Annotated in this window: 21 protein-coding genes and 1 tRNA gene; 19 read left to right on the plus strand and 3 right to left on the minus strand. The window is 67.1% G+C overall.

The window, feature by feature from the left end:
• Window positions 1-24 precede the first annotated feature (24 nt).
• Genes ACVXZ4_RS06845 through ACVXZ4_RS06855 form a run of 3 tightly spaced genes read left to right on the plus strand, consistent with a single transcriptional unit; the run spans window position 25 to window position 3,224 of the window.
• The gene (locus ACVXZ4_RS06845) at window positions 25-1,044 is read left to right on the plus strand and encodes a permease (protein WP_461797931.1); all 1,020 of its coding nucleotides are present in this window, start codon (window positions 25-27) and stop codon (window positions 1,042-1,044) included.
• The gene (locus tag ACVXZ4_RS06850) at window positions 1,037-1,804 is read left to right on the plus strand and encodes a TIGR03943 family putative permease subunit (protein ID WP_461797483.1); all 768 of its coding nucleotides are present in this window, start codon (window positions 1,037-1,039) and stop codon (window positions 1,802-1,804) included. Before ACVXZ4_RS06845 ends, ACVXZ4_RS06850 begins: the two co-directional genes overlap by 8 nt.
• Window positions 1,785-3,224, plus strand: coding sequence for a WD40 repeat domain-containing protein (locus ACVXZ4_RS06855; RefSeq protein ID WP_461797484.1), 1,440 nt, complete (start codon window positions 1,785-1,787; stop codon window positions 3,222-3,224). The genes ACVXZ4_RS06850 and ACVXZ4_RS06855 overlap by 20 nt, the downstream gene beginning before the upstream one ends.
• A gap of 21 nt (window positions 3,225-3,245) precedes the next feature.
• Here ACVXZ4_RS06855 and ACVXZ4_RS06860 read toward each other — a convergent pair whose 3' ends face one another.
• Window positions 3,246-3,518, minus strand: coding sequence for a DUF4031 domain-containing protein (locus tag ACVXZ4_RS06860; RefSeq protein WP_461797485.1), 273 nt, complete (start codon window positions 3,516-3,518; stop codon window positions 3,246-3,248).
• 29 nt (window positions 3,519-3,547) lie between these two features.
• On the opposite strand from ACVXZ4_RS06860, the gene ACVXZ4_RS06865 reads away from it, so the two are divergent.
• From ACVXZ4_RS06865 to ACVXZ4_RS06915, 11 genes are all read left to right on the plus strand, one after another.
• Window positions 3,548-4,111 carry a hypothetical protein gene (locus tag ACVXZ4_RS06865; protein WP_461797486.1) on the plus strand — a complete coding sequence of 188 codons (564 nt, stop codon included), beginning with the start codon at window positions 3,548-3,550 and terminating at the stop codon, window positions 4,109-4,111.
• A 143-nt stretch (window positions 4,112-4,254) separates the two neighbouring features.
• Window positions 4,255-4,563: a 50S ribosomal protein L21 gene (gene rplU, locus ACVXZ4_RS06870; RefSeq protein ID WP_461797487.1), complete on the plus strand. Its 309-nt coding sequence runs from the start codon at window positions 4,255-4,257 to the stop codon at window positions 4,561-4,563.
• Between the two features lie 17 nt (window positions 4,564-4,580).
• Window positions 4,581-4,835 (plus strand): 50S ribosomal protein L27, encoded by a 255-nt coding sequence (rpmA, locus tag ACVXZ4_RS06875; RefSeq protein WP_461797488.1) that lies wholly within the window; start codon window positions 4,581-4,583, stop codon window positions 4,833-4,835.
• A gap of 125 nt (window positions 4,836-4,960) precedes the next feature.
• Complete coding sequence (gene obgE, locus ACVXZ4_RS06880) at window positions 4,961-6,532, plus strand: GTPase ObgE (RefSeq protein ID WP_461797489.1); 1,572 nt, start codon at window positions 4,961-4,963, stop codon at window positions 6,530-6,532.
• Window positions 6,525-7,319 carry a glutamate 5-kinase gene (gene proB, locus ACVXZ4_RS06885; protein WP_461797490.1) on the plus strand — a complete coding sequence of 265 codons (795 nt, stop codon included), beginning with the start codon at window positions 6,525-6,527 and terminating at the stop codon, window positions 7,317-7,319. The genes obgE and proB overlap by 8 nt, the downstream gene beginning before the upstream one ends.
• A 23-nt stretch (window positions 7,320-7,342) precedes the next feature.
• The gene (locus tag ACVXZ4_RS06890; protein ID WP_461797491.1) at window positions 7,343-8,611 is read left to right on the plus strand and encodes a glutamate-5-semialdehyde dehydrogenase; all 1,269 of its coding nucleotides are present in this window, start codon (window positions 7,343-7,345) and stop codon (window positions 8,609-8,611) included.
• A 57-nt stretch (window positions 8,612-8,668) separates the two neighbouring features.
• A complete protein-coding gene (locus ACVXZ4_RS06895; protein WP_461797492.1) occupies window positions 8,669-8,869 on the plus strand; it encodes a hypothetical protein in 201 nt (66 codons plus the stop codon).
• Window positions 8,870-8,882: 13 nt separating this feature from the next.
• Window positions 8,883-9,485 carry a nicotinate-nucleotide adenylyltransferase gene (nadD, locus tag ACVXZ4_RS06900; protein WP_461797932.1) on the plus strand — a complete coding sequence of 201 codons (603 nt, stop codon included), beginning with the start codon at window positions 8,883-8,885 and terminating at the stop codon, window positions 9,483-9,485.
• Entirely contained in the window at window positions 9,482-11,410 is a 1,929-nt protein-coding gene (locus tag ACVXZ4_RS06905) for a hypothetical protein (RefSeq protein WP_461797493.1), read from the plus strand. Before nadD ends, ACVXZ4_RS06905 begins: the two co-directional genes overlap by 4 nt.
• 45 nt (window positions 11,411-11,455) lie before the next feature.
• Window positions 11,456-11,833 (plus strand): ribosome silencing factor, encoded by a 378-nt coding sequence (rsfS, locus tag ACVXZ4_RS06910; RefSeq protein ID WP_461797494.1) that lies wholly within the window; start codon window positions 11,456-11,458, stop codon window positions 11,831-11,833.
• An 18-nt stretch (window positions 11,834-11,851) separates the two neighbouring features.
• Entirely contained in the window at window positions 11,852-12,814 is a 963-nt protein-coding gene (locus ACVXZ4_RS06915) for a hypothetical protein (protein ID WP_461797495.1), read from the plus strand.
• Here ACVXZ4_RS06915 and ACVXZ4_RS06920 read toward each other — a convergent pair.
• On the minus strand, window positions 12,811-13,371 hold the full coding sequence (locus tag ACVXZ4_RS06920) for an antibiotic biosynthesis monooxygenase (RefSeq protein ID WP_461797496.1): 561 nt from the start codon (window positions 13,369-13,371) through the stop codon (window positions 12,811-12,813). The two genes, ACVXZ4_RS06915 and ACVXZ4_RS06920, sit on opposite strands and share 4 nt — an antisense overlap.
• A 119-nt stretch (window positions 13,372-13,490) precedes the next feature.
• On the opposite strand from ACVXZ4_RS06920, the gene ACVXZ4_RS06925 reads away from it, so the two are divergent.
• The 3 genes from ACVXZ4_RS06925 to ACVXZ4_RS06935 all read left to right on the plus strand — a co-directional run bounded on the left by ACVXZ4_RS06925 (window position 13,491) and on the right by ACVXZ4_RS06935 (window position 15,612).
• Window positions 13,491-13,564: transfer RNA gene (locus ACVXZ4_RS06925), tRNA-Ala, on the plus strand.
• A gap of 216 nt (window positions 13,565-13,780) precedes the next feature.
• Window positions 13,781-15,187 carry a ferredoxin reductase family protein gene (locus ACVXZ4_RS06930; RefSeq protein ID WP_461797497.1) on the plus strand — a complete coding sequence of 469 codons (1,407 nt, stop codon included), beginning with the start codon at window positions 13,781-13,783 and terminating at the stop codon, window positions 15,185-15,187.
• The gene (locus ACVXZ4_RS06935) at window positions 15,184-15,612 is read left to right on the plus strand and encodes an FMN-binding protein (RefSeq protein ID WP_461797498.1); all 429 of its coding nucleotides are present in this window, start codon (window positions 15,184-15,186) and stop codon (window positions 15,610-15,612) included. Before ACVXZ4_RS06930 ends, ACVXZ4_RS06935 begins: the two co-directional genes overlap by 4 nt.
• A 3-nt stretch (window positions 15,613-15,615) precedes the next feature.
• Here the strand turns inward: ACVXZ4_RS06935 and ACVXZ4_RS06940 are convergent, their stop codons facing one another.
• The gene (locus tag ACVXZ4_RS06940) at window positions 15,616-17,043 is read right to left on the minus strand and encodes a protein kinase domain-containing protein (RefSeq protein ID WP_461797499.1); all 1,428 of its coding nucleotides are present in this window, start codon (window positions 17,041-17,043) and stop codon (window positions 15,616-15,618) included.
• Window positions 17,044-17,209: 166 nt separating this feature from the next.
• Here ACVXZ4_RS06940 and ACVXZ4_RS06945 point away from each other — a divergent pair, with 166 nt between their 5' ends.
• Together ACVXZ4_RS06945 and ACVXZ4_RS06950 are read left to right on the plus strand one after the other, a co-directional pair.
• Window positions 17,210-19,174 carry a heavy metal translocating P-type ATPase gene (locus ACVXZ4_RS06945; protein WP_461797500.1) on the plus strand — a complete coding sequence of 655 codons (1,965 nt, stop codon included), beginning with the start codon at window positions 17,210-17,212 and terminating at the stop codon, window positions 19,172-19,174.
• A complete protein-coding gene (locus tag ACVXZ4_RS06950; protein WP_461797501.1) occupies window positions 19,167-19,649 on the plus strand; it encodes a universal stress protein in 483 nt (160 codons plus the stop codon). The genes ACVXZ4_RS06945 and ACVXZ4_RS06950 overlap by 8 nt, the downstream gene beginning before the upstream one ends.
• The last annotated feature ends 17 nt before the right edge of the window (window positions 19,650-19,666 follow it).

The following is a 19,666-nucleotide window of genomic DNA, read 5'->3' on the forward strand; positions in this document are numbered from 1 at the left end:
CGTCGTAGGATTCCGCAGGTGGGCATCCGGGTAGCAGAGCGCAAGCGAAGCGGTATCCGGACGCCCACCGTTGTGGGTCTGTCACTCGGGCTCACCGGCATCATCGGCGTCTTCGCCGTGCGTGCCCTCACTCCCGCGCTCGGGCCGTGGTCACTGCCCAACCGCGTGCAGGACCTCCTCACTCTGTCGATCAGCGTGATCATCGAGTCGCTGCCGTTCGTGATCCTCGGTATCGTACTGTCGATCCTCGTTCAGGTCTGGATCCCCGACCGGTGGATCATGCGCATCCTGCCGCGCAACGCCTTCCTCCGGCGGGCGATGATCTCGTTCCTCGGAATCTTCCTCCCGGTGTGCGAGTGCGGGAATGTGCCGCTCGCCCGCGGGCTCATCGTCAAGGGCTTCACGGTCTCCGAGTCGATGACCTTCCTGCTCGCCGCCCCGATCGTGAATCCGATCACCATCCTCACCACAGGGCAGGCCTTCGGCTTCGACAGCTGGATCTTCGCTGCCCGACTGGTGGGCGGCTTCCTGATCGCCAATGTGATCGGATGGCTCTTCTCGAAGCACCCCGACCAGGACAGCCTGCTCACCGATCGCTTCGCCGCCGAGTGCCGCCTTCCCGACCCGCACGAACACGACCAAACGCGCTGGCAGAAGAGCGTCGAGCTCTTCACCCGGGAGAGCGGTGTGATCATGCCGGCCCTCTTCGTCGGATCGCTCATCGCCGGGCTCGTGCAGGTGGCGGTGCCCCGGGCGGTGCTGCTGAGCCTCGGCAGCAATCCGCTGTGGTCGATCCTCGCGATGATGGTGCTCGCCTTCGTGATCTCCGTCTGCTCCAATGTCGACTCGTTCTTCATCCTGCCCTTCGCCAGCACCTTCATGCCAGGGTCGATCGCCGTGTTCCTCGTCTTCGGGCCGATCATCGACATCAAGATGCTCACCCTCATGCGCACCACGTTCCGCGCGAAGGTGCTGGTGCAACTCACCGTGATCGTCGGGTTGCTCAGCGCCCTGATCGGATTGGTCGTGAATTATCTTGCCTAGATTCACCCGGTGGCAGGGCATCGCCCTCTGCGTCGCCGCCCTCGTCTCGACGGTCTGGCTCGCCGTCACCAATCAGCTCATCCTCTACATCCACCCCCGCTACATCGTGTTCACCGTGATCATGGCCGCGCTGGGGCTCGTACTGGTCGTAGCGAGCTTCTGGCGGTCGTCGGCCCACGAGCACGAGCACGAGCACGGGCACGACGACGAGCCGCCCGCACGTGGCTACCGGCGGATCATCTCGATCGCAGCGACGGTCGTCACCCTCGTCGTCGCCGTAGCGCTGGTGGTGGTCCCTCCGGCGACGCTCACCACGGCCACTGCAGACCAGCGCGTGATCAACAGCACGCAGGTCGGCTCCGACACGAAGACCGTCGACTCCGCGGCATCCGCCCCCGCGGGCGCGTTCGCGCGGTTCACGGTGCTCGACTGGTCATCGCTGCTTCGGCAGACCACCGACGCGAGCTTCTACCGCGACAAGGCGGCGAACGTGGTGGGATTCATCACCACGGACAAGGATGACCCGCAGAACGTCTTCTACGTCTCCCGCTTCGTGATCACCTGCTGCGCGGTCGACGCCCAGCCGGTAGGCGTTCCGGTCTACCTGCCCGATTGGCGCAACAGTTTCGCCGCCGACGAATGGGTGAAGGTGAGCGGGTCGTTCGAGACGAATCCGAGCACGAAGAGCCAGCAGCCCATCGCCCTTGTTCCCACGGCGACGACGAAAGTGGACCAGCCGAGTGAGCCATACCTCTACTGACACCCCCACAGGGTCCGACAACACGGATGCCGGCGGCGAGGCCGCCCCGTTCCGCCGGGCGCTCACGATCACCGTCGTCGCCCTGGTGATCCTCGTTGCGGGCTTCGCCGGACTCAACTACCTGCAGGGTCCCAAGCTCTCGAGCGGCAGCGTCGATGCCGAACGCGTGGTCGCCCAGGCGGGCCAGCAGCTGCGGTTGTTCGCCAACCAGAGCATCCGCGATGTTGCACGGAAGCACGTATCGGTCAGCCCCGCAGTGCCGTTCACGGTGAGCACCACCGGGGCAGTGATCGCGGTGCAGTTCAGCGACCGACTCCGCTACTCCACCACGTACTCGGTGCGGGTCTCGGATGTCGCGAACGCCTTCCAGCCGCGCGTCTCGACCTTCGACTACTCGTTCACCACCGCACCCGCCGAGGTCTACTACCTCGACAGGGCTGACCCGGCCGCGGGCGGCGGCCAGGACGACTCGATCATCCGCACCGGGCTGACGGGAAGCGAACGCACCGTCGTCTACTCGGCTCCGCGCATCCAGCAATTCGTGGTCTTCGCCCAAGCGATCGCCGTCACCACCCTCGCCGACGACGGCACCAGTGCGCTGTCGCTCGTGGGGATCTCGAGCAAGCTCGTCGAGCAGATCCAGCTGCCGGGCCAGGGCGCCGTCGACGAACTCCAGGGCGAATCGGCGGCCGGCCTCCTCGGGTTCGTGTTCACCAGCGCCGGGCCGGCCGTGGCCCGCCAGTTCGACTCGGTGCTCATGCGCGTGGACCTCACGGGTGCCCACACCGTGGCGCCCGTGCCGGACCTCGCCGGGAATCCCCTCGCGGTGCTCGACTGGGGCTTCCTCGGCGGCAGCACGAGCATCGTCGCCCAGGGAAGCGACCAGACCGTGCTGTTGATCGATGCGACCAAGACCGGCCCGCCGGTGCCTCTTGGCCAGTACACCTCGCTCGGTCGCAGTTCTCCGGACGGCAGGACGATCGTCGTCAGCGATGTCTTCGGCACGATCGCGTACTCGCTGGCCGACGGGAAGGAGACGCGCATCCCGTCACTGCCGATCGCCGGGGCGTCTACCTACGGCGGCGATGTCGTGCTCCTCGGAAAGGGCACGGACCGGGTGCAGCAGGTGGCGGTGTTCGACTCGGCAACCGGCGGGAAGTTCCAGAGCTACCTCATCTACGAGAGCGGCACGACCGCGCGAGTGCTCTACCAGACGAAGGATGACGCGGGCAGCATCGAGGGCTTCAGCATCTCTCCGAACGGGCAGTTCGTCGCCGTCAACGTCATCCCCGACTATGCCTCGAGCGTCTCGGACGGTTACCCGGTCGATGCGCAGTCCACGTCGATCTCGACGGTGTTCATCGACATCGCGAGCGGTGCCGTGGTGCGCAGCGTCGAGGGCTTCGACGAGAGCTGGTAGCGCGACTGCTCCCGGGTGGAGCTAGAGTCGCCGGCGATCGCGCTGGGACACCCTCAGCCCGCTGTCCCGCAGCCGTTCGACGAGCTGCCGGATGCTCACCGGTTCCGCACCCGCCGCGACGAGTTCGTCGTACCGGGTCTCGGGCACGTCGTAGTGATCGAGATCGAAACCGCGCCGGGGAATGCCCATCCGGCTCGCGAAGTCATGCAATTCGCCCAGGGAGGTGTCGCTCACGAGGTGGGACCAGAGCATGTCGTGCGCCGGCCACCTAGGCTGGTCGATCAGGACGGTCATTGGCCGAGTCTAAACAGGAGGTTGAGAAGATGACCACGCTCGCCCGTCGCGTCGTGCGACAGCACGGCTTCCTCGTCGCATTAGCGTCAGGGCTCGTGGTTCTCGCCGTCAGCCTCGTCCAGAACGTGCTGAACGCGCTGATCGGCCAACTGTCGTTCCTCGGCTCCGGCGACGTGCCTGCCTGGCAATGGTGGGCGAGCTATGCCACCCAATTCGCGACCGCCGCCGTTCCGCTGGCTGTCGGCGTGGTGCTCGGCTTCTGGTTCATCGCCCCGATCGGCCCCGACCTGCACGTCGTGCATGTCTTCACGCGATCGCTCCTCGCGACAGCGGTGGGTGCGGTCCTCGTCTTCCTCACCGTCCTCGTGACCTCCGCTACTGTTCTCTTCACCAACGGGATGATGGGACAGATCCGGCTCGGCCAGATCGCCGGTGAGCGGCTTCTGCAGTCGCTCGGCATCTCCCTCGCCACCGCCGGGCAGCAGTTCCTGGCGGTCGCGCCGCTGGTCGTCCTCGTCGGCGTCCTGCTGCGGATGTGGCTCGAACGGCATCCGTCCGAGCACGAGATCGTCGGCATCGTCGACACGGCGTGAACACGCCCCTCAGCGTTTGACCGAAGCGCCGATCATCGACTATTGTTGACCTTCGGTGTGTGCTGGGCTAAGCCCGCAACCGAATGCACACCAAGACTTCTGCCGAAATCATCGGCAACAGTTCACAGAGTTAGGGTTCCCAAGTGGTTTACGCAGTTGTGCGCGCCGGTGGTCGGCAGGAAAAGATCGAGGTCGGCAGCATTGTCGTCCTCGACCGCATCAAGGCCGACAAAGACGGCAACGTCGAGCTCGTCCCCGTTCTTCACGTCGACGGTGACACGATCACCCACGATGCTGCCGCGCTTGCGAAGATCAAGGTGACTGCCGAAGTCGTCGGCGACCTCCGCGGCCCGAAGATCGTTATCCAGAAGTTCAAGAACAAGACCGGGTACAAGAAGCGCCAGGGCCACCGCCAGGAGCTCACCCGCATCAAGATCACTTCCATCAAGTAACTAGGGGCTGAACACTCATGGCACACAAAAAGGGCGCAAGCTCCACCCGTAACGGTCGCGACTCCAACGCACAGCGCCTCGGCGTCAAGCGGTTCGGCGGCCAGGTCGTCAGCGCCGGCGAGATCATCGTCCGCCAGCGCGGCACGCACTTCCACCCCGGCGTCAACGTCGGCCGTGGCGGCGACGACACCCTCTTCGCCCTCGCCGCCGGTGCGGTCGAGTTCGGCGCGAAGGGTGGCCGCAAGGTCGTCAACATCGTGGTCGCCGCGTAGTCAGGGCCACTCGCGGGTCTCGACACGGTCGCTGAGCGACCTACTCGACCAGCACAGATCATCGGGCACGAGCGAGCTTCGGCTCGCTCTTGCCTGTTAACCAGCAATAAGCGAAGGGATGCGTTGTGGCTACCTTCGTTGACCAGGTAACTCTCCACCTCAGCGCCGGCGACGGCGGTGACGGCTGCGTTTCGGTGAAGCGCGAGAAGTTCAAACCTCTCGCCGGGCCCGACGGCGGTAACGGCGGTGACGGCGGAGACATCGTGCTCGTGAGCGAGCTCGGCGTGACTACGCTGCTCGGCTTCCACCGCGCCCCCCACCGCAAGTCCGAAAAGGGCGGGCAGGGCATGGGTGACAACCGCAGCGGATCCGACGGCGCGGAGGTCGAGCTCGCCGTTCCGCTCGGTACCGTCGTCAAAGACGCCGAGGGCAACGAGCTCATCGACTTCACCGAGCCGGGCATGCGCTACGTCGTCGCCCCCGGTGGCCAGGGCGGGCTCGGCAACGCCGCCCTCGCGTCCACGAAGCGCAAGGCTCCGGGTTTCGCGCTGCTCGGCATCCCCGGCTGGGAGGGCGATGTCTTTCTCGAGCTCAAGGTCGTGGCGGATGTCGCACTCGTCGGATACCCGTCGGCCGGCAAGTCGAGCCTCGTCGCCGCGATCTCGGCGGCGAAGCCGAAGATCGCGGACTATCCCTTCACCACGCTGCATCCCAACCTCGGAGTCGTGGAGTCCGGTGACTCGCGGTACACCGTCGCCGACGTACCGGGTCTCATCGAGGGCGCGAGCGAGGGCAAGGGGCTCGGTCTCGAGTTCCTGCGGCACGTCGAGCGCTGCTCCGCGCTACTTCACGTGCTCGACTGCGCGACGCTGGAGCCCGGCCGCGACCCGATCAGCGACCTCGACGTGATCCTCGGGGAGCTCGCCGCCTATCCCGTGCCTGAGGGCCAGCTCCCGCTACTCGACCGCCCACAGCTCATCGCCCTCAACAAGGTCGATGTTCCGGAGGGACGTGAGCTCGCCGATCTCGTACGTCCCGAACTCGAAGCTCGCGGCTATCGGGTGTTCGAGATCTCCGCCGTGAGCCGCGAAGGCCTGCGTGAGCTCTCCTTCGCCCTCGGCGAGCTCGTGGATGCCGAACGCGCCACGAAGGCCGCGGTTCCGGTGAAGCAGCGGATCGTGCTCCGACCGCGAGCGACCGGCGATGCCGGCTTCACGGTCAAGGTCGAAGGCGGATCCGGCGGCAACATCTACCGTGTCGTGGGCGGCAAGCCCGAGCGCTGGGTCGCCCAGACCGACTTCAACAACGAGGAGGCGATCGGCTTCCTCGCCGACCGCCTCGCCAAGTCCGGTGTCGAGAACGAGCTGTTCAAGGCGGGGGCTGTCGCCGGCTCGACGGTGATCATCGGGCCGGTCACCTTCGACTGGGAGCCGACGCTCACCTCCACCGCGGAGCTGCTCACAGCCCCTCGCGGCACCGACCCGCGGCTCGTACAGAACGACCGTCCGACGTCGAAGACCCGTCGCCAGGAATACCTCGATCGCATGGACAGCAAGGCCGAGGCCCGCGCGGAGCTCATGCGCGAGCGCGAAGCCGGCATGTGGAACGACGACGAGGGCTTCGCCATCACGGGCAAGGACGGCGACGTCGCCAGGGATACCGAGTCCGAGTCGGAGGATTCGCCGGCGGATGTCTAACCCGGTCCTCTCGCGCAGCGGGATCCCCACGGCGCGGCGCATCGTCGTCAAGGTCGGCTCGTCGTCCATCAGTGGCGCGAATGTCGACCAGATCACCCCTCTCGTGGACGCCCTCGCGGCGGCCCACGGGCGAGGCACCGAGGTGATCCTCGTCTCCTCCGGCGCCATCGCCACCGGGATGCCGTACCTCAAGCTCGATTCCCGGCCGACCGACCTCGCGACCCAGCAGGCCGCCGCCGCCGTCGGCCAGAACGTGCTTATCTATCGCTATCAGGACAGCCTCGACCGCTTCGCGATCGTCGCCGCACAGGTGCTGCTCACCGCGGGGGATCTCGAGAATCCGACCCATCGCGGCAACGCCCAGCGCGCTATGGAGCGCCTGCTCGACCTGCGCATCCTGCCGATCGTCAACGAGAACGACACGGTGGCCACCCACGAGATCCGGTTCGGCGACAATGACAGGCTCGCGGCGCTCGTCTCGCAGCTGGTGCGCGCGGACCTGCTCGTGCTGCTCTCCGACATCGACTCCCTCTATACCCGCCCGCCGGAGCAGCCCGGCGCCCGGCGCATCGCCGAAGTGGCGTTCGACGACGACCTCACCGGGGTCGAGTTCGGCGACATCGGGTCGGCCGGTGTCGGCACAGGCGGAGCGGGCACCAAGGTCGCCGCCGCGAAGCTCGCCGCGGCATCCGGGACCCCCGTTCTTCTCGCATCGACCCGCGATGTGGCGGCAGCACTGGACGGGGCGCAACTGGGCACCTGGTTCGCCGCCGCATCGGTCGGCTGAGCCCGCGCAACTACACTGGCGTCATGCCTGAGACCGTCGTCGCCACGCGCTCCTTCACCGAGAAACTAGAGGCGGCGCGCGCCGCCTCCCTTCTGCTCGCCACCGCGAACGCTGCTCTCAAGAACCTTGGGCTCCACGCGATCGCCGCCGCCATCGTCGAGCAGGCGCACCGGATCATCCCGGCCAACGATCTCGATTTGGCCAACGGCCGAGACAACGGACTGAGTGCCGGGATGCAGGACCGTCTCCGGCTCGACGAGAAGCGCCTCGCAGGGCTCGCCGACGCTGTGCGACTCGTCGCCTCCCTCGTCGACCCGGTCGGCGAGAACGTGCGCGGCCAGACCCTGCCCAACGGCCTCCGGCTCAGCGAGGTGCGCGTGCCCTTCGGCGTCGTCGGGGTGATCTACGAAGCGCGCCCCAACGTGACCGTGGATATCGCCAGCCTCGCGCTCAAGAGCGGCAACGCCGTCGTGCTGCGCGGGGGGAGTGCCGCCGAGAACACGAACCGGGTTCTCGTCGCCATCATCCAGGACGCGCTCGTGAGCGTCGGACTGCCCGCGGATGCCGTGCAGACCATCGACGAGTTCGGCCGCGACGGCGCGCGCCAGCTCATGCAGGCCCGCGGCCAGGTCGACGTGCTCATCCCGCGCGGGAGCGCCGATCTCATCAACACCGTGGTCGCCGAGTCGAAAGTCCCCGTGATCGAGACCGGTGCCGGTATCGTGCACGTGTTCCTCGACGAGTCCGCCGACGCGACCTGGGCGGTGGACATCGTGCACAACTCGAAGGTGCAACGCCCGAGCGTCTGCAACGCGCTGGAGACCCTTCTGGTGCACGAGGCGGCGGCCGAGCGGCTGTTGCCCTCCGTGCTCGGCGCGCTTCGGGCGTCCGGCGTCACCATCCACGGCGACGAACGCACCCGCGCCGTCTTCGTCGATGCCGTTGCTGCGACCGAAGAGGACTGGCGGACCGAATACATGTCGCTGGATCTCGCAGTAAGAGTCGTCGACTCGCTGGACGAGGCGATCGCTCACATCCGCCGTTATTCGACGCATCACACCGAGTCGATAGTGACCAACGACCTCGGCAACACCGAGCGTTTTCTCGCCGAGGTGGATTCGGCCGTTGTGATGGTGAACTCCTCGACCCGGTTCACCGACGGCGGCGAATTCGGTTTCGGAGCCGAGGTCGGCATCTCCACCCAGAAGTTGCACGCCCGGGGTCCGATGGGCCTGAGCGAGCTGACCAGCACCAAATGGGTCGTGCGTGGCGCGGGCCAGGTCAGGGAATAGGCATCTGCGGGGCGGTAGGCTGATACCCACTCGAAAACGTCTGAACATGATTGGTGGATGTCGGTGCTAAGCACGATCGTTCTTGCTGCGGAAGAGGCGAAGATCCCGCTGTTCTTCCCGGCCTGGGTTTTCCCCCTCATCGCCGTCGCCGTCTTCGTCGCCCTCGGTTTCATCGTGTGGAGCTTCCGCGACGTCGCAAACCGCCACAGCCAGAAGACCGGTGGCTCGGCGGCGAGCGGACACACCACAGATCACTAGCACCGACGACGTGATGGCGGAGAGCGCGACGAAGCGCCCGAAGATCGGTGTGATGGGCGGCACGTTCGACCCCATCCATCATGGGCACCTCGTCGCGGCAAGCGAGGTCGCACAGTCCTTCGGGCTCGACGAGGTGGTGTTCGTGCCCACCGGCATGCCCTACCAGAAGCCCGGCGCCACTTCGAGTGAGCACCGCTACCTCATGACGGTCATCGCCACCGCAGCGAACCCGAATTTCACGGTGAGCCGGGTCGATATCGACCGCCAAGGCCCCACCTACACGATCGACACCCTGCGCGACCTCCACGCGGAGAGGCCGGACGCCGAGCTCTACTTCATCTCGGGCGCAGATGCCATCACCCAGATCCTCGACTGGAAAGACGTGGCCGAACTCTGGTCGCTCGCCCACTTCGTCGCGGTGACCCGACCCGGCCATTCGCTGACTATTTCCGGTTTACCGGAGTCGGACGTAAGCTTGCTGGAAGTGCCCGCGCTCGCAATCTCCTCCACCGATTGTCGCAGCCGGGTGAGCCGGGGGTACCCGGTGTGGTATTTGGTCCCCGATGGTGTTGTTCAATACATCTCCAAACATCACTTGTATCGGAGTCTGACATGACAGCATGGCACGACCAGCCGCCCGTGAGTCGGCGGCAAGTTCGGCAAACCGAACGCGACGAGAACGTCGATTCCCAGTCGACCCCTGAAGACCCCACTCCCCGGCAGAGTGGCGCGGAAGACACGTCCTTCGCCGGCATCGCCCGCCAGGGCTGGGAGGCTGAGGCGCGTCGCGCGTCCGCGCCGCAGGGTCCGCCGGAAAGCCGTTCTGAAGCTGCGATCGCCCGGGGGCGCCGCGTGCAGCAGCCGGCCACCAACGAGCGCGGAGCCGACGTCGAGCCCGAACCCCTCGCCTACATCACGCAGGCCCGTCCGCAGGTGCCGAGCTACGACGGCGCATCCTTCCGTGGGCGCGCCATCAGCGCCGTTCCCCATGACTCCGACGAGTCGGCCGGTGTGGAGCCGACCCCGACTCCGGACGCGCCGGGCTATCGAAACCGTGACTTCAGCCCGTCGGAGACCGGTCGATCCGCGTTCCGCCCGGTCGGTCCACCGCTGAACTGGGCACCGCCCGCCGCTCCGCTCCCGCAGCCGATCGCGGCTCCCGTGAACGCGGTGCCGATCGAGGCTGCACCCCCGGCTCCGTCTGCCCAGGCAGCGCCGTCCGAACCGGTTCTCACCCGTCGCCAGATGCGCGAACTCGGTATCGGCGGATTCGTGACGACGCCGAGCGAGAACGACGAGGCCGAGCGAGCGGCCGCGGCCGCGGCCGCGGCATCCGCCCCGGTCCAGCCCGAGGTCGCTGCCGTCGAGGTCGCTCCGATCGAAGCAGCGCCAGCCGCTTTCGCACCGGTCGCGGCGGTTCCTGTCGCCGAGACCCCTGCGGTCGAGACCGCCGTGCCCGAGACCCCTGCACCTGAGATTCCGATCGCGGAGGCCGTGCCCACCGAGCGCCCACGCTTCCGTGATCGCGCCAGTCGCGCAACGGTGGACCCTGAACTCGAGAGCGAAGAGGCGCGTCGGGCGCAGGAATCGGCTGCTCCTGCTCCTGCTTCCGAGCCGGCGCCAGCCCTGGTCACCGAACCACCGGCGCTCATCGAACCTCCCCTTCGTCCGCCGTTCACCGGCGCGATCCCCACGGCCGATATCACCGTGGCGGAGATCGTCGACTCCCCGCCGGCTCCGGTCGACTCATCGGCGCCCATCGAGCTCGTCAGCACCCCGGTATTCGCCGTCGACTCGGTCGTGGAGCCCGAAGTCGTCGTCGCCGAGCTCGAGCCGCATCCCTCCGACGCTCCGGCCTTCGAAGACCTGCTGTTCCCCAGCGGCCAGCCTGTCGAGACCACTGTCGAACCGGAACGCGCCGATGCCGTGCCGACGACATTCGACGCCTTCCTCGGCGCATCGGAGGCTCCGGCACCGAGCCTGGCCGACGCAGCCCCGGTTGTGGCCGAAGCCGCTCCGTCCACCGGCCTCGCCGCGGCGGATGACACCTATGTGCCCCCCGTGGGCCACTGGTCGACGCAGGCGCTCATCGACGACGACGAGCAGGTGCAGGAGAATACCTTCGCCCGCGACGTCGGAGCTACGAGCGGGGCCCTCACCACGAGCGCCCTCGTCCTGCCGTCGATGCCGACCGGGGAAGACATCATGGGTCCGCTCAGCGGCACCGGTGAGATCCTGATCACCGGATCGATCAATCTGCCGAGCAGCATGGGATCCACCGGGGTGCACCCGGCTCGCTACGACCATTCGGACGTGGATGCGCTGCTCGAGGCGGACGACCGCGAAGACTCCGATCCAGAATCGGCACCGGTGCGTGCGATTCGTGCCATCAGTACCAACACGGCCTCCGGCGATGTCATCAACTCGATGAAGCCGCGCAAGGCGAGCCGCCTTCCGCTGATTCTGATCGTCTCCGCCGCGGTCATGGCCGTCGGTGTCGTCGTGCTCCTCGTCGCAGGGTTGATCTTCAAGATCTTCTAAGACTGTGACCTCTTCTTTTTCTGTACTCCCATCCCAAAGGACCCTGTGACTGCGACCGACCACGCCGGCGAACTCCTCCAGATCGCTGCGGCCGCCGCAGACTCGAAGCAAGCCGAAGACCTCGTCGCGCTCGACGTGTCCGGGCCGCTTCCGCTCACCGACATCTTCCTGCTCGCCACCGGTCGCAATGAGCGCAACGTCGTCGCGATCGCCAGCGAGATCGAAGACAAGCTGATCGAGCACGGATCCAAGCCACTGCGCCGCGAAGGCCGTGCCGAAGGCCGGTGGATCCTCCTCGACTTCGGAGACCTCGTCGTGCATGTCTTCCACGAGGAAGACCGTATGTACTACTCGCTCGAGCGCCTCTGGACGGACTGCCCGGTGATTCCGATCGACCTTCCGGTGCGCGAGTCCGCCGAATAGCCGAACCGCGAGAGACGGATGTCGGCTCTCGAGCTGCCGTCCTGGGCTGCGAAGCGGGGCGATGCCGCGCGGGTTCGGGAGTCCATCGATGCCTGGTGCGAGTCATCCGCCCTCGCTGCCGTTGTCGCGGCCTTCGGCGTCGAAATGCCGGCTCTGGTCGGTGATGCTCGGCTCGTCTGGCTGGATGCCTTCGCCGGCGACCACTGGGACTTCCGGCAGGGCAGCGAGCGCGATTCGATCGGTCGGTTCGGACTGACGTCAGCGCAAACCGACATCGTGTTCGCGCAGGCCTACGGTCTCGGTCTCGCGAGCCGGGAGACGCCCTCCCGGCGCCGCTACGACACGGTCATCATGACCGGAGGGATGGTGCGCGCCGGCATCGTGAAGCCCCGGTTCGTGGCCGAACTGCTCGCCGGCGGGCTGGAGTGCGACCACATCCTCTTTCTCGGCGGATTCCGGCCGTTCTCCCCGGAGGAGGCCACGCTTGCGACAGCGCTCGAAGTGGACGCCGACGACGAGTTCGGAGGCATGCTGTGCGGGTTGCAGCGGGCGTTCGGCCCCCTCGGCGAGCCGGAGGTGATCGAGGGGCTCGGCGGAACACCCCATTCCTCGTGGCGCCAGCTGACCTGGCGCCGGCCCGGGATGCCGCGACTGAGCGTGCTGGCGGCGCCCTCATCCGATCCCGCGCACCGCCGCGCGAACTCGGCCGACACGTACCGCTTCTGGGCTGGTGAGCGCCGCGATGTCGCCGAGCACTCGGTGTTGCAGGTGACGACCCCGATCTACGTTCCCTACCAGTCCGCGGTGGCGGTGGGAATCCTCGGTCTCGACCACGGGCTCGCTGTCGAGACCGTCGGAACGAGCGCGACGGCGGGAGACCTCGGGCGATTCAGCCAGCCGTTCCTCGCCACCCACCACCTGCAGGAGCTCCGCGGAGCCCTCGGCGCGATGCTCGTGTTGCGGCGACGCCTCGGCGGCTAGCGTCGCCCTCCGAGCAGCCAGGGCCGGAGCGCCCGGGTGACGAAGGGCAGCGCGAGATAGGTCATGACGGGTGACACCACCGCGACGAGCACCAGGACCCGCAGGGGCAGTGGCCAGCTGCCGGTGATCGGCGCGAGCAGCCAGTTGGCGAGAAGGCTCAGCGGATAGAAGACGATGAAGATGCTTACGAGCTGTTTCCATCGCGGGGGAGCGGATGGCGCCGACTCGAGCACCTCGACAGAGGATGGCTCGTCGAACCATCCTTCGATGCCGGTGCGCTTCTCCTCGCGGGAGTGCTCGACGAGCCCGAGTGCGCTGGCGATCCACCATTCGCGTTCGGGGGATCGCTCCCAGGCGGCGAGGTCGGTGGCATCCGCGAACCGGTAGAGCATGTGCCACTCGTGGGACCTCGGATCGGGTCGCACCCAGCCGGATCCGAGGTAGCCCGGACTCGTGCTGAGCAGATCCTGTCCGGCGCGCGCCCAGGCGGCGACTTCGCGTGCTCGGTCGGGGGAGACCACACGGGTGATCGAGACGGTGATGGGTTCGGCTGCCATGCTCCCAGTCAAGCACCGTGCCCGCCGACATCCTGCCAAAACCGGGACCGACAACGGAGCGCTCCGATGTGTAGTAATCTGACGTAGTTGCCTTCTTGGAAGTTCGAAAAAGACAGCATGGGTCCATGGCGCAGCCCGGTAGCGCACCTGCATGGCATGCAGGGGGTCAGGGGTTCGAATCCCCTTGGATCCACCCCATAGTCAGAAATGCCCCGCCCGAGTCATCGAGCGGGGCTTTTCTGCATCTCGGCAGGTGCACGGCCCTCGGAACCTTCGACGGCGCCGAGCGATCGTCGGTGGCCGGTCTCGGGACCAACGTCCCGATTCCTCCCGCGATGAGGCGATTTACTGGATCGGTCAGATGGAGACAGGATCGGCGACCCCTCGAGGTGCCGGGCAAGGGTTGGGAATGACCATCGATTCACAGAGGTCGTCGCGTCTGTCCACCCCCGGCGGGGACCACGCGGCCCACTATCGGCGGCGCGCCCGTGTCGGCGACGCTCTGGGGATCGCCCTGTGGCTCACCTCGGCGTTTGCCGTCGCGCTCTTCCTCCTCTCCGGCGGAACTGCGCGATTCGGATCGATCCCGGACGCGGTCACGAGCGTCGGCATCATGACCGGCCTCGTCGGCACGAACCTCGTGCTCGCGATGCTCCTGCTCGCGGCGCGGGTTCCGTTCATCGATCACGCCATCGGTCATGACCGGGCCATCGCCGTGCATCGGGCTCTCGGCAAGCCGGCGTTCTATCTTCTTCTCGGCCACGCACTCATCCTGCTTGTCGGCTACGGACTGAGTTCCGGTATCGGTCCGATCGCGGAGATCGGGCCGATGCTCGCCATTCCCGACATGCTCCTCGCGATCCTCGGGCTCGCGCTTCTCGCGGTGGTGATCGTGACGTCTACCGTGCTGGTACGTCGCCGCTTCAGCTACGAGACGTGGCATCTGATGCATCTGCTGAGCTACGCGGCAGTGCTGGCTTCGGTGCCGCACCAGCTGAGCATCGGCAGCGTGCTGTCGCCCTTCAGTTTCGAGCGGGTGTACTGGCTCGCGCTCTACATCCTCGCTTTCGGCGCGATCCTCACACATCGACTCGCGGAGCCGCTCATCTCGAGCCTCCGCCACCGCCTCCGGGTCGATCGGATGCAGCGGGAGGCCCCCGGAGTCGTGTCGATCTACCTGTCCGGGCGTCGACTGCGCTCGCTCGAGTCCGTCGGAGGGCAGTTCTTCGTCTGGCGTTTCTGGACGGCGGGTACCTGGTGGCACTCCCACCCCATCTCGTTGTCCGCGGTGGCGACGGACACCGAGCTCCGCATCACCGTGCGCGACCTCGGCGGAGGAAGCCGCAGCATCAGCTCGGTGCCTGCGGGCACGCGGGTGTGGTTCGAGGGACCCTACGGCATCTTCACGGATGCCGGACGCACGGCACCGAAGCTCGCGATCGTCGTCGCCGGCATCGGTATCACCCCCGTGCGCGCAATGCTCGAGGACTCTGTACTGAAGCCGGGGGAGGCGAGCATCCTGCTGCGGGCATCCAGCGTCGACGACACCTTCCTCTGGGGCGAGATCGAACAGCTCGCCCGCGAGAAGGGCATCGCCGTGACCACGATGATCGGTCCCCGTGCCCGCACCGGACCGGGATGGATGACCCAGGCCGATTCCGACAGCGGGCTCACCATCCTCGGGGTCTTCCCCGACCTCCTGGCGAGCGACCTCTACCTGTGTGGGCCGACATCCTGGCTCAATGTGGTCGAAGAGGATGCGCGGGCGGCGGGCATCCCCGACCACCAGGTCCACGCCGAGAGGTTCGACTGGTGAGGGCGCGCGCGACTGTCGCGGGAGCCGTCGGCGCGGCGGCGGTTCTCGCCATCGCCTGGCAGGTTGGCGCCGTGCTGGACACCTCGTCCGGAGGGGGCACGGCGGCCGGTCCCACTGCCACCGGCTCGCCGGCGGCCACAGCGGCGTCGAACGGCAGCTTCACGGGAGCGTCCGAGAGCACCCGCTACGGCAGTGTGCAGGTCAAGATCGTCGTCGCCGGTGGCGCGATCACCGATGTCGTCGCGGTACACCTCACCGACAAGGGCGGACGGTCGGTGCAACTGAGCAACCGGGCGGCGCCGATCCTTCGGGCGGAGGTGCTCAAGTCGCAGTCGGCGAAGGTCGCGAGCGTCAGTGGGGCCACCTACACGACCGACGCCTACCTGCTTTCCCTGCAGTCGGCACTCGACCAGGCCGGTCTCTAGGGGCTACTGCCTCTCGGCCGCGCGCGGTGGGTCAGGCCTGACCGCGAGCATCGGGCCGGTCATCTCCACGGTGCGTAGGCCCTCATGACGCGTTTCGAGCTGAGCGACGACGAGGGCCGCGAGATCCTGGAGGTTTGCCACCTCCGCCGCCGTCGCCGTGCGCGGCGAAAAGTCGAGCACGGACAGAGTGCCCATGATCTGCCCGTCGTGGCGCTTCAACGGCACTCCGACATAGAATCGCACACCGAGCGGACCGGTGACCAGATGGCTGTCCTGGGAGCGCGGATCATTGCGGCCGTCTTCGATGATCACCGGTTCCGCGTTCGGGATTGTCGCAGTCCTCAGGTCGACGTCACGCGCGATCTGCTCGACCTCCGGACCGTAGTGCGAACGGAACCAGGTGCGGTCGTGGTCGACGACACTCACGATCGAGATCGGAGCGGAGAAGAGGCGGGCAGCCATCGCGGTGACACGGTGGAGCGCTTCATCCGGAATCGTGTCGAGGATCGCGGTGCGCCCGCTCGATGCCGGCGAGTCAGAGGGATAGAACGTGTCGGTCTCCGCGTCACCATCCTTATGGCGAGCACTGTCGGCGATCACCGCCTGGCGGAGCATCGATACGAGTTCGTGGCCGGCCGGCCTGTTCTCGGCATCCCGTGCCGTCAGGGCGGAGAGAAGGTCGCGCCAGTGCTGCGGCAGGAAGGCCGGGATGACCGGATCGCGAGAGAGTCGCGCCATGGCCGACTCCACCATCGACCCGGGGAACTCGATCGCTCGGGTGAAGCACTGGAGCAGCACGAGGCCGAGGGAGTAGACGTCGCTCGCCGACGTGAGAGGAGTGCCGGCGACCTGTTCCGGGCTGAGGTATGCGGCCGTGCCTGTGGTTTCACCGGCCGCAGTCATCCGTTCGATGTCATCGAAGAGCGCGATGCCGAAATCGGCGAGTTTCGCCCGGGCTCGAGGCGCGTCGTTCCCATAGTCGACGAGAAGGATGTTTGACGGCTTTATGTCTCGATGGAGCACGTTCCGGGCATGGATGTACTCGAGCGCTTCCGCCACGTCGTAGCCGATCTCGGCGATGTGACGAGACGCGATGGGAGACACCTCGATCCTCTGGTGAAGGGTCTGCCCGGTGACCAGCGCCATCACCAGGTAACGCCGACCGCGGCCGGAATCGTCGAGGGCGATGCCCGCGTCGTAGAGGTTGACGACGCCGTGATGGTCGAGGCTCGCCAGCACAGCAAGCTCGCTCTCCTCGCGTCCGGGCTCGAGAATGCTCGAGTCGAAGAGCTTCACGGCGACCGCGCGACCCAGAGACTCGTCCATCGCCCGGTAGACCGTCGCCATTCCGCCGAAACCGATGGTCGATTCGATGCGGTAGCGCTCCCCGAGCAGCCGGCCGGCCATGTTCCCCGCTGCTGGAACCTCCATGAAACCCACTCTCCTCGCTCAGTGTATTGAGGCCGGTCGGCGGCAGTCCGATTGGCGGGAGGGCTTGACAGAAGGGCGTATCTCGGCGAGCGATCCGCACGCAGGACCTTCGACCCTCTCCGAATCGCCCCAGGGGAGGAAGCTGTATCCGACGAGAGGATCGGCAATGCGCGCGGAGTCCATTCGAGCGATGAACGCCGTTCGCACCTCGCTCGATTTCGGGCGTCGCTATCCAATCGTCTCGATCACGCTGATTGTGGCTCTGATCGGCATCTTCTTCTGGGTCGGTGGCCTCGGTGAGGTCACGCGGTGGATGTTCAGCATCTTCGCGCTCGTCGTCGCCGGCATTGAAGCGGTGCAGTTGGCGAAGCAGCTCCGCCACGGAATCGTCGGCATCGACATCCTCGCCATCGTCGCCATCGTGTCGACAGTGCTCGTGGGGGAGTTCGTCGCGAGCATCATCATCGTGTTCATGGTGGCGGGGGGCAAAGCCCTCGAGGACTTCGCCCAGGGACGCGCGAGACGGGAGTTGGATGCCCTGCTTGCGCGTGAACCGCAGGTCGCCCACCGCGTGCGGCCGGGCTCCGATGTCATCGAGGACATCACGGCGGCGGAGGTGCTGGTGGGGGACACCATCCTCGTGCGCTCGGGGGAGGTGGTGCCCGTCGACGCGCTTCTCGTGTCGGCGAGCGCGTCGTTCGACGAGTCTTCTCTCACGGGGGAGAGCATGCCGGTGACACGACTGGCGGGCGACACAGTGCTCAGCGGCTCGGTCAACGGGGTGACCGCCACTACCATCACCGCTGCGGCGCTTGCCCGTGACAGCCAGTTCCAGGCCATCGTCGCGCTCGTCGAATCCGCTTCGAGCAACCGCGCCCCGGTGGTGCGCCTCGCCGATCGCTATGCGATCCCTTTCACAGTCGTTTCGCTGGCGATCGCGGCGGTGGCGTGGATCGTGTCCGGCGATCCGGTGCGCTTCGCCGAGGTGCTCGTGCTCGCCACGCCCTGCCCGCTCGTGCTCGCCGCACCGGTGGCTTTCCTTGGCGGGATGAGCCGGGCGGCGCACCGCGGGATCATCGTGAAGGGCGGCGGCGTGCTGGAGACCCTCGCCAGGGTGCGCACGGCGGTCTTCGACAAGACGGGCACCCTGACGGTCGGGGCGCCCACGATCACGCGCATTCTCGCCCGTGAGCCCTGGGGCGAAGCGGACCTGCTGTGCAGGGTGGCGTCGGCGGAGCGCTTCTCCTCCCACGTGCTCGCCGCGTCGATCGTGCGGGCGGCCGAGGACCGGGGGCTGGTGCTCCAGCCGACGGAGCAGGCCACCGAGGTAGCGGCACAGGGAGTAACGGCCCTTATCGCCGGCGAGACTATCGCCATCGGCACCCTCGCCTTCGTAACCGCCGCCGCAGCCGACACCGAGGCCATGGTGCTGGTCGGAGGCGAGCTGGCGATCTACGTGGCGATCGCCGGCCGTTTCGCCGGCGCAGTCGTCGCGAGCGACCCGGTGCGCGGCAACGCCCGCGAGACTATCGCGCAGCTCGGGGCACTCGGCGTTCGCGAGACGGTGATGCTCACCGGGGATGCGCGAGCTACTGCAGAGCATGTCGCCTCGGCGGTCGGCATCTCGAGGTTCACCGCGGACTGCCTCCCCGTCGACAAGGTCGTGGCCGTGCGCGAGATCGCCGACCGCCCCGTGCTCATGGTGGGGGACGGAGTCAACGATGCTCCCGTTCTGGCCGCGGCGGATGTCGGAATCGCGATGGGCGCCCGTGGCGCGACGGCGGCGAGCGAGTCCGCCGCCGCCGTCATCCTGCTCGACGATATCTCGGTGGTCGCCCTCGCCATCCGCATCGGGCAGGACACCGTGCGTATCGCCCTGCAGAGCATCTGGCTCGGGATCGCGCTGAGCATCGCTCTCATGGTCATCGCCTCCTTCGGCGTGATCCCCGCGACTCTCGGCGCCGCGATCCAGGAGATCGTGGATCTCGCGACCATCCTCAACGCCCTTCGTGCGATCGGGCCCGGGTCAGATCGGGCAAAGTCACGACAGGGTGACTCACGACAGTCCCGCTCACAACACTCCCGCTCACACCAGTCCCGCTCACAACAGGAGGAGTACAGCCATGAATGACCCCGACACCACAGTCGAAGGTTCACCGGTCGAGGAAGTCACAGCCGGAAACATCGTGGTGGGCCACGACGGATCGAAGGATTCCGATCACGCCCTCGAGGTGGCGTTCGAGTTCGCGGGCAAGCTCGGTGTCGACATCGTGGTGGTGCGCTCCTGGAGCATCGACACCGCCCCACACGGCGCCCTCTACGACAACGGGTACGTCTCGTCCTTCGACGAGGTCACCGAGAAGGTCGGCGCGATGCTGGGAGCGGACACTGCGGGCATCGCGGCCCGGTACCCCGGCGTCACGCTTCATCACCGCGCCGCCCTCGCCCAGCCAGCCCAGTTGCTGGCAGAGCTCTCGACATCGGCACTCATGCTCGTCGTCGGTCCCCGGGGACTCGGTGGGTTCGCCGGCCTTCTTCTCGGATCGGTGAGCAGCCACTGTGTGCAGTTGGCCACCTGCCCGGTGCTCGTCGTACCCACCCGCTGAGGAGTTCGCGCACACGG

The organism is Lacisediminihabitans sp. FW035 (assembly GCF_054880895.1).

Bases quoted from the DNA above. Each gene is read 5' to 3' on its own strand.
- rpmA (WP_461797488.1), top strand. From the start codon at position 4,581: ATGGCACACAAAAAGGGCGCAAGCTCCACCCGTAACGGTCGCGACTCC.
- proB (WP_461797490.1), top strand. From the start codon at position 6,525: ATGTCTAACCCGGTCCTCTCGCGCAGCGGGATCCCCACGGCGCGGCGC.
- ACVXZ4_RS06930 (WP_461797497.1), top strand. From the start codon at position 13,781: ATGACCATCGATTCACAGAGGTCGTCGCGTCTGTCCACCCCCGGCGGG.
- ACVXZ4_RS06860 (WP_461797485.1), bottom strand. From the start codon at position 3,518: ATGACCGTCCTGATCGACCAGCCTAGGTGGCCGGCGCACGACATGCTC.
- ACVXZ4_RS06895 (WP_461797492.1), top strand. From the start codon at position 8,669: ATGTCGGTGCTAAGCACGATCGTTCTTGCTGCGGAAGAGGCGAAGATC.
- ACVXZ4_RS06905 (WP_461797493.1), top strand. From the start codon at position 9,482: ATGACAGCATGGCACGACCAGCCGCCCGTGAGTCGGCGGCAAGTTCGG.
- nadD (WP_461797932.1), top strand. From the start codon at position 8,883: ATGGCGGAGAGCGCGACGAAGCGCCCGAAGATCGGTGTGATGGGCGGC.
- ACVXZ4_RS06865 (WP_461797486.1), top strand. From the start codon at position 3,548: ATGACCACGCTCGCCCGTCGCGTCGTGCGACAGCACGGCTTCCTCGTC.
- ACVXZ4_RS06915 (WP_461797495.1), top strand. From the start codon at position 11,852: ATGTCGGCTCTCGAGCTGCCGTCCTGGGCTGCGAAGCGGGGCGATGCC.
- ACVXZ4_RS06940 (WP_461797499.1), bottom strand. From the start codon at position 17,043: ATGGAGGTTCCAGCAGCGGGGAACATGGCCGGCCGGCTGCTCGGGGAG.
- ACVXZ4_RS06950 (WP_461797501.1), top strand. From the start codon at position 19,167: ATGAATGACCCCGACACCACAGTCGAAGGTTCACCGGTCGAGGAAGTC.
- ACVXZ4_RS06920 (WP_461797496.1), bottom strand. From the start codon at position 13,371: ATGGCAGCCGAACCCATCACCGTCTCGATCACCCGTGTGGTCTCCCCC.
- ACVXZ4_RS06945 (WP_461797500.1), top strand. From the start codon at position 17,210: ATGCGCGCGGAGTCCATTCGAGCGATGAACGCCGTTCGCACCTCGCTC.
- ACVXZ4_RS06890 (WP_461797491.1), top strand. From the start codon at position 7,343: ATGCCTGAGACCGTCGTCGCCACGCGCTCCTTCACCGAGAAACTAGAG.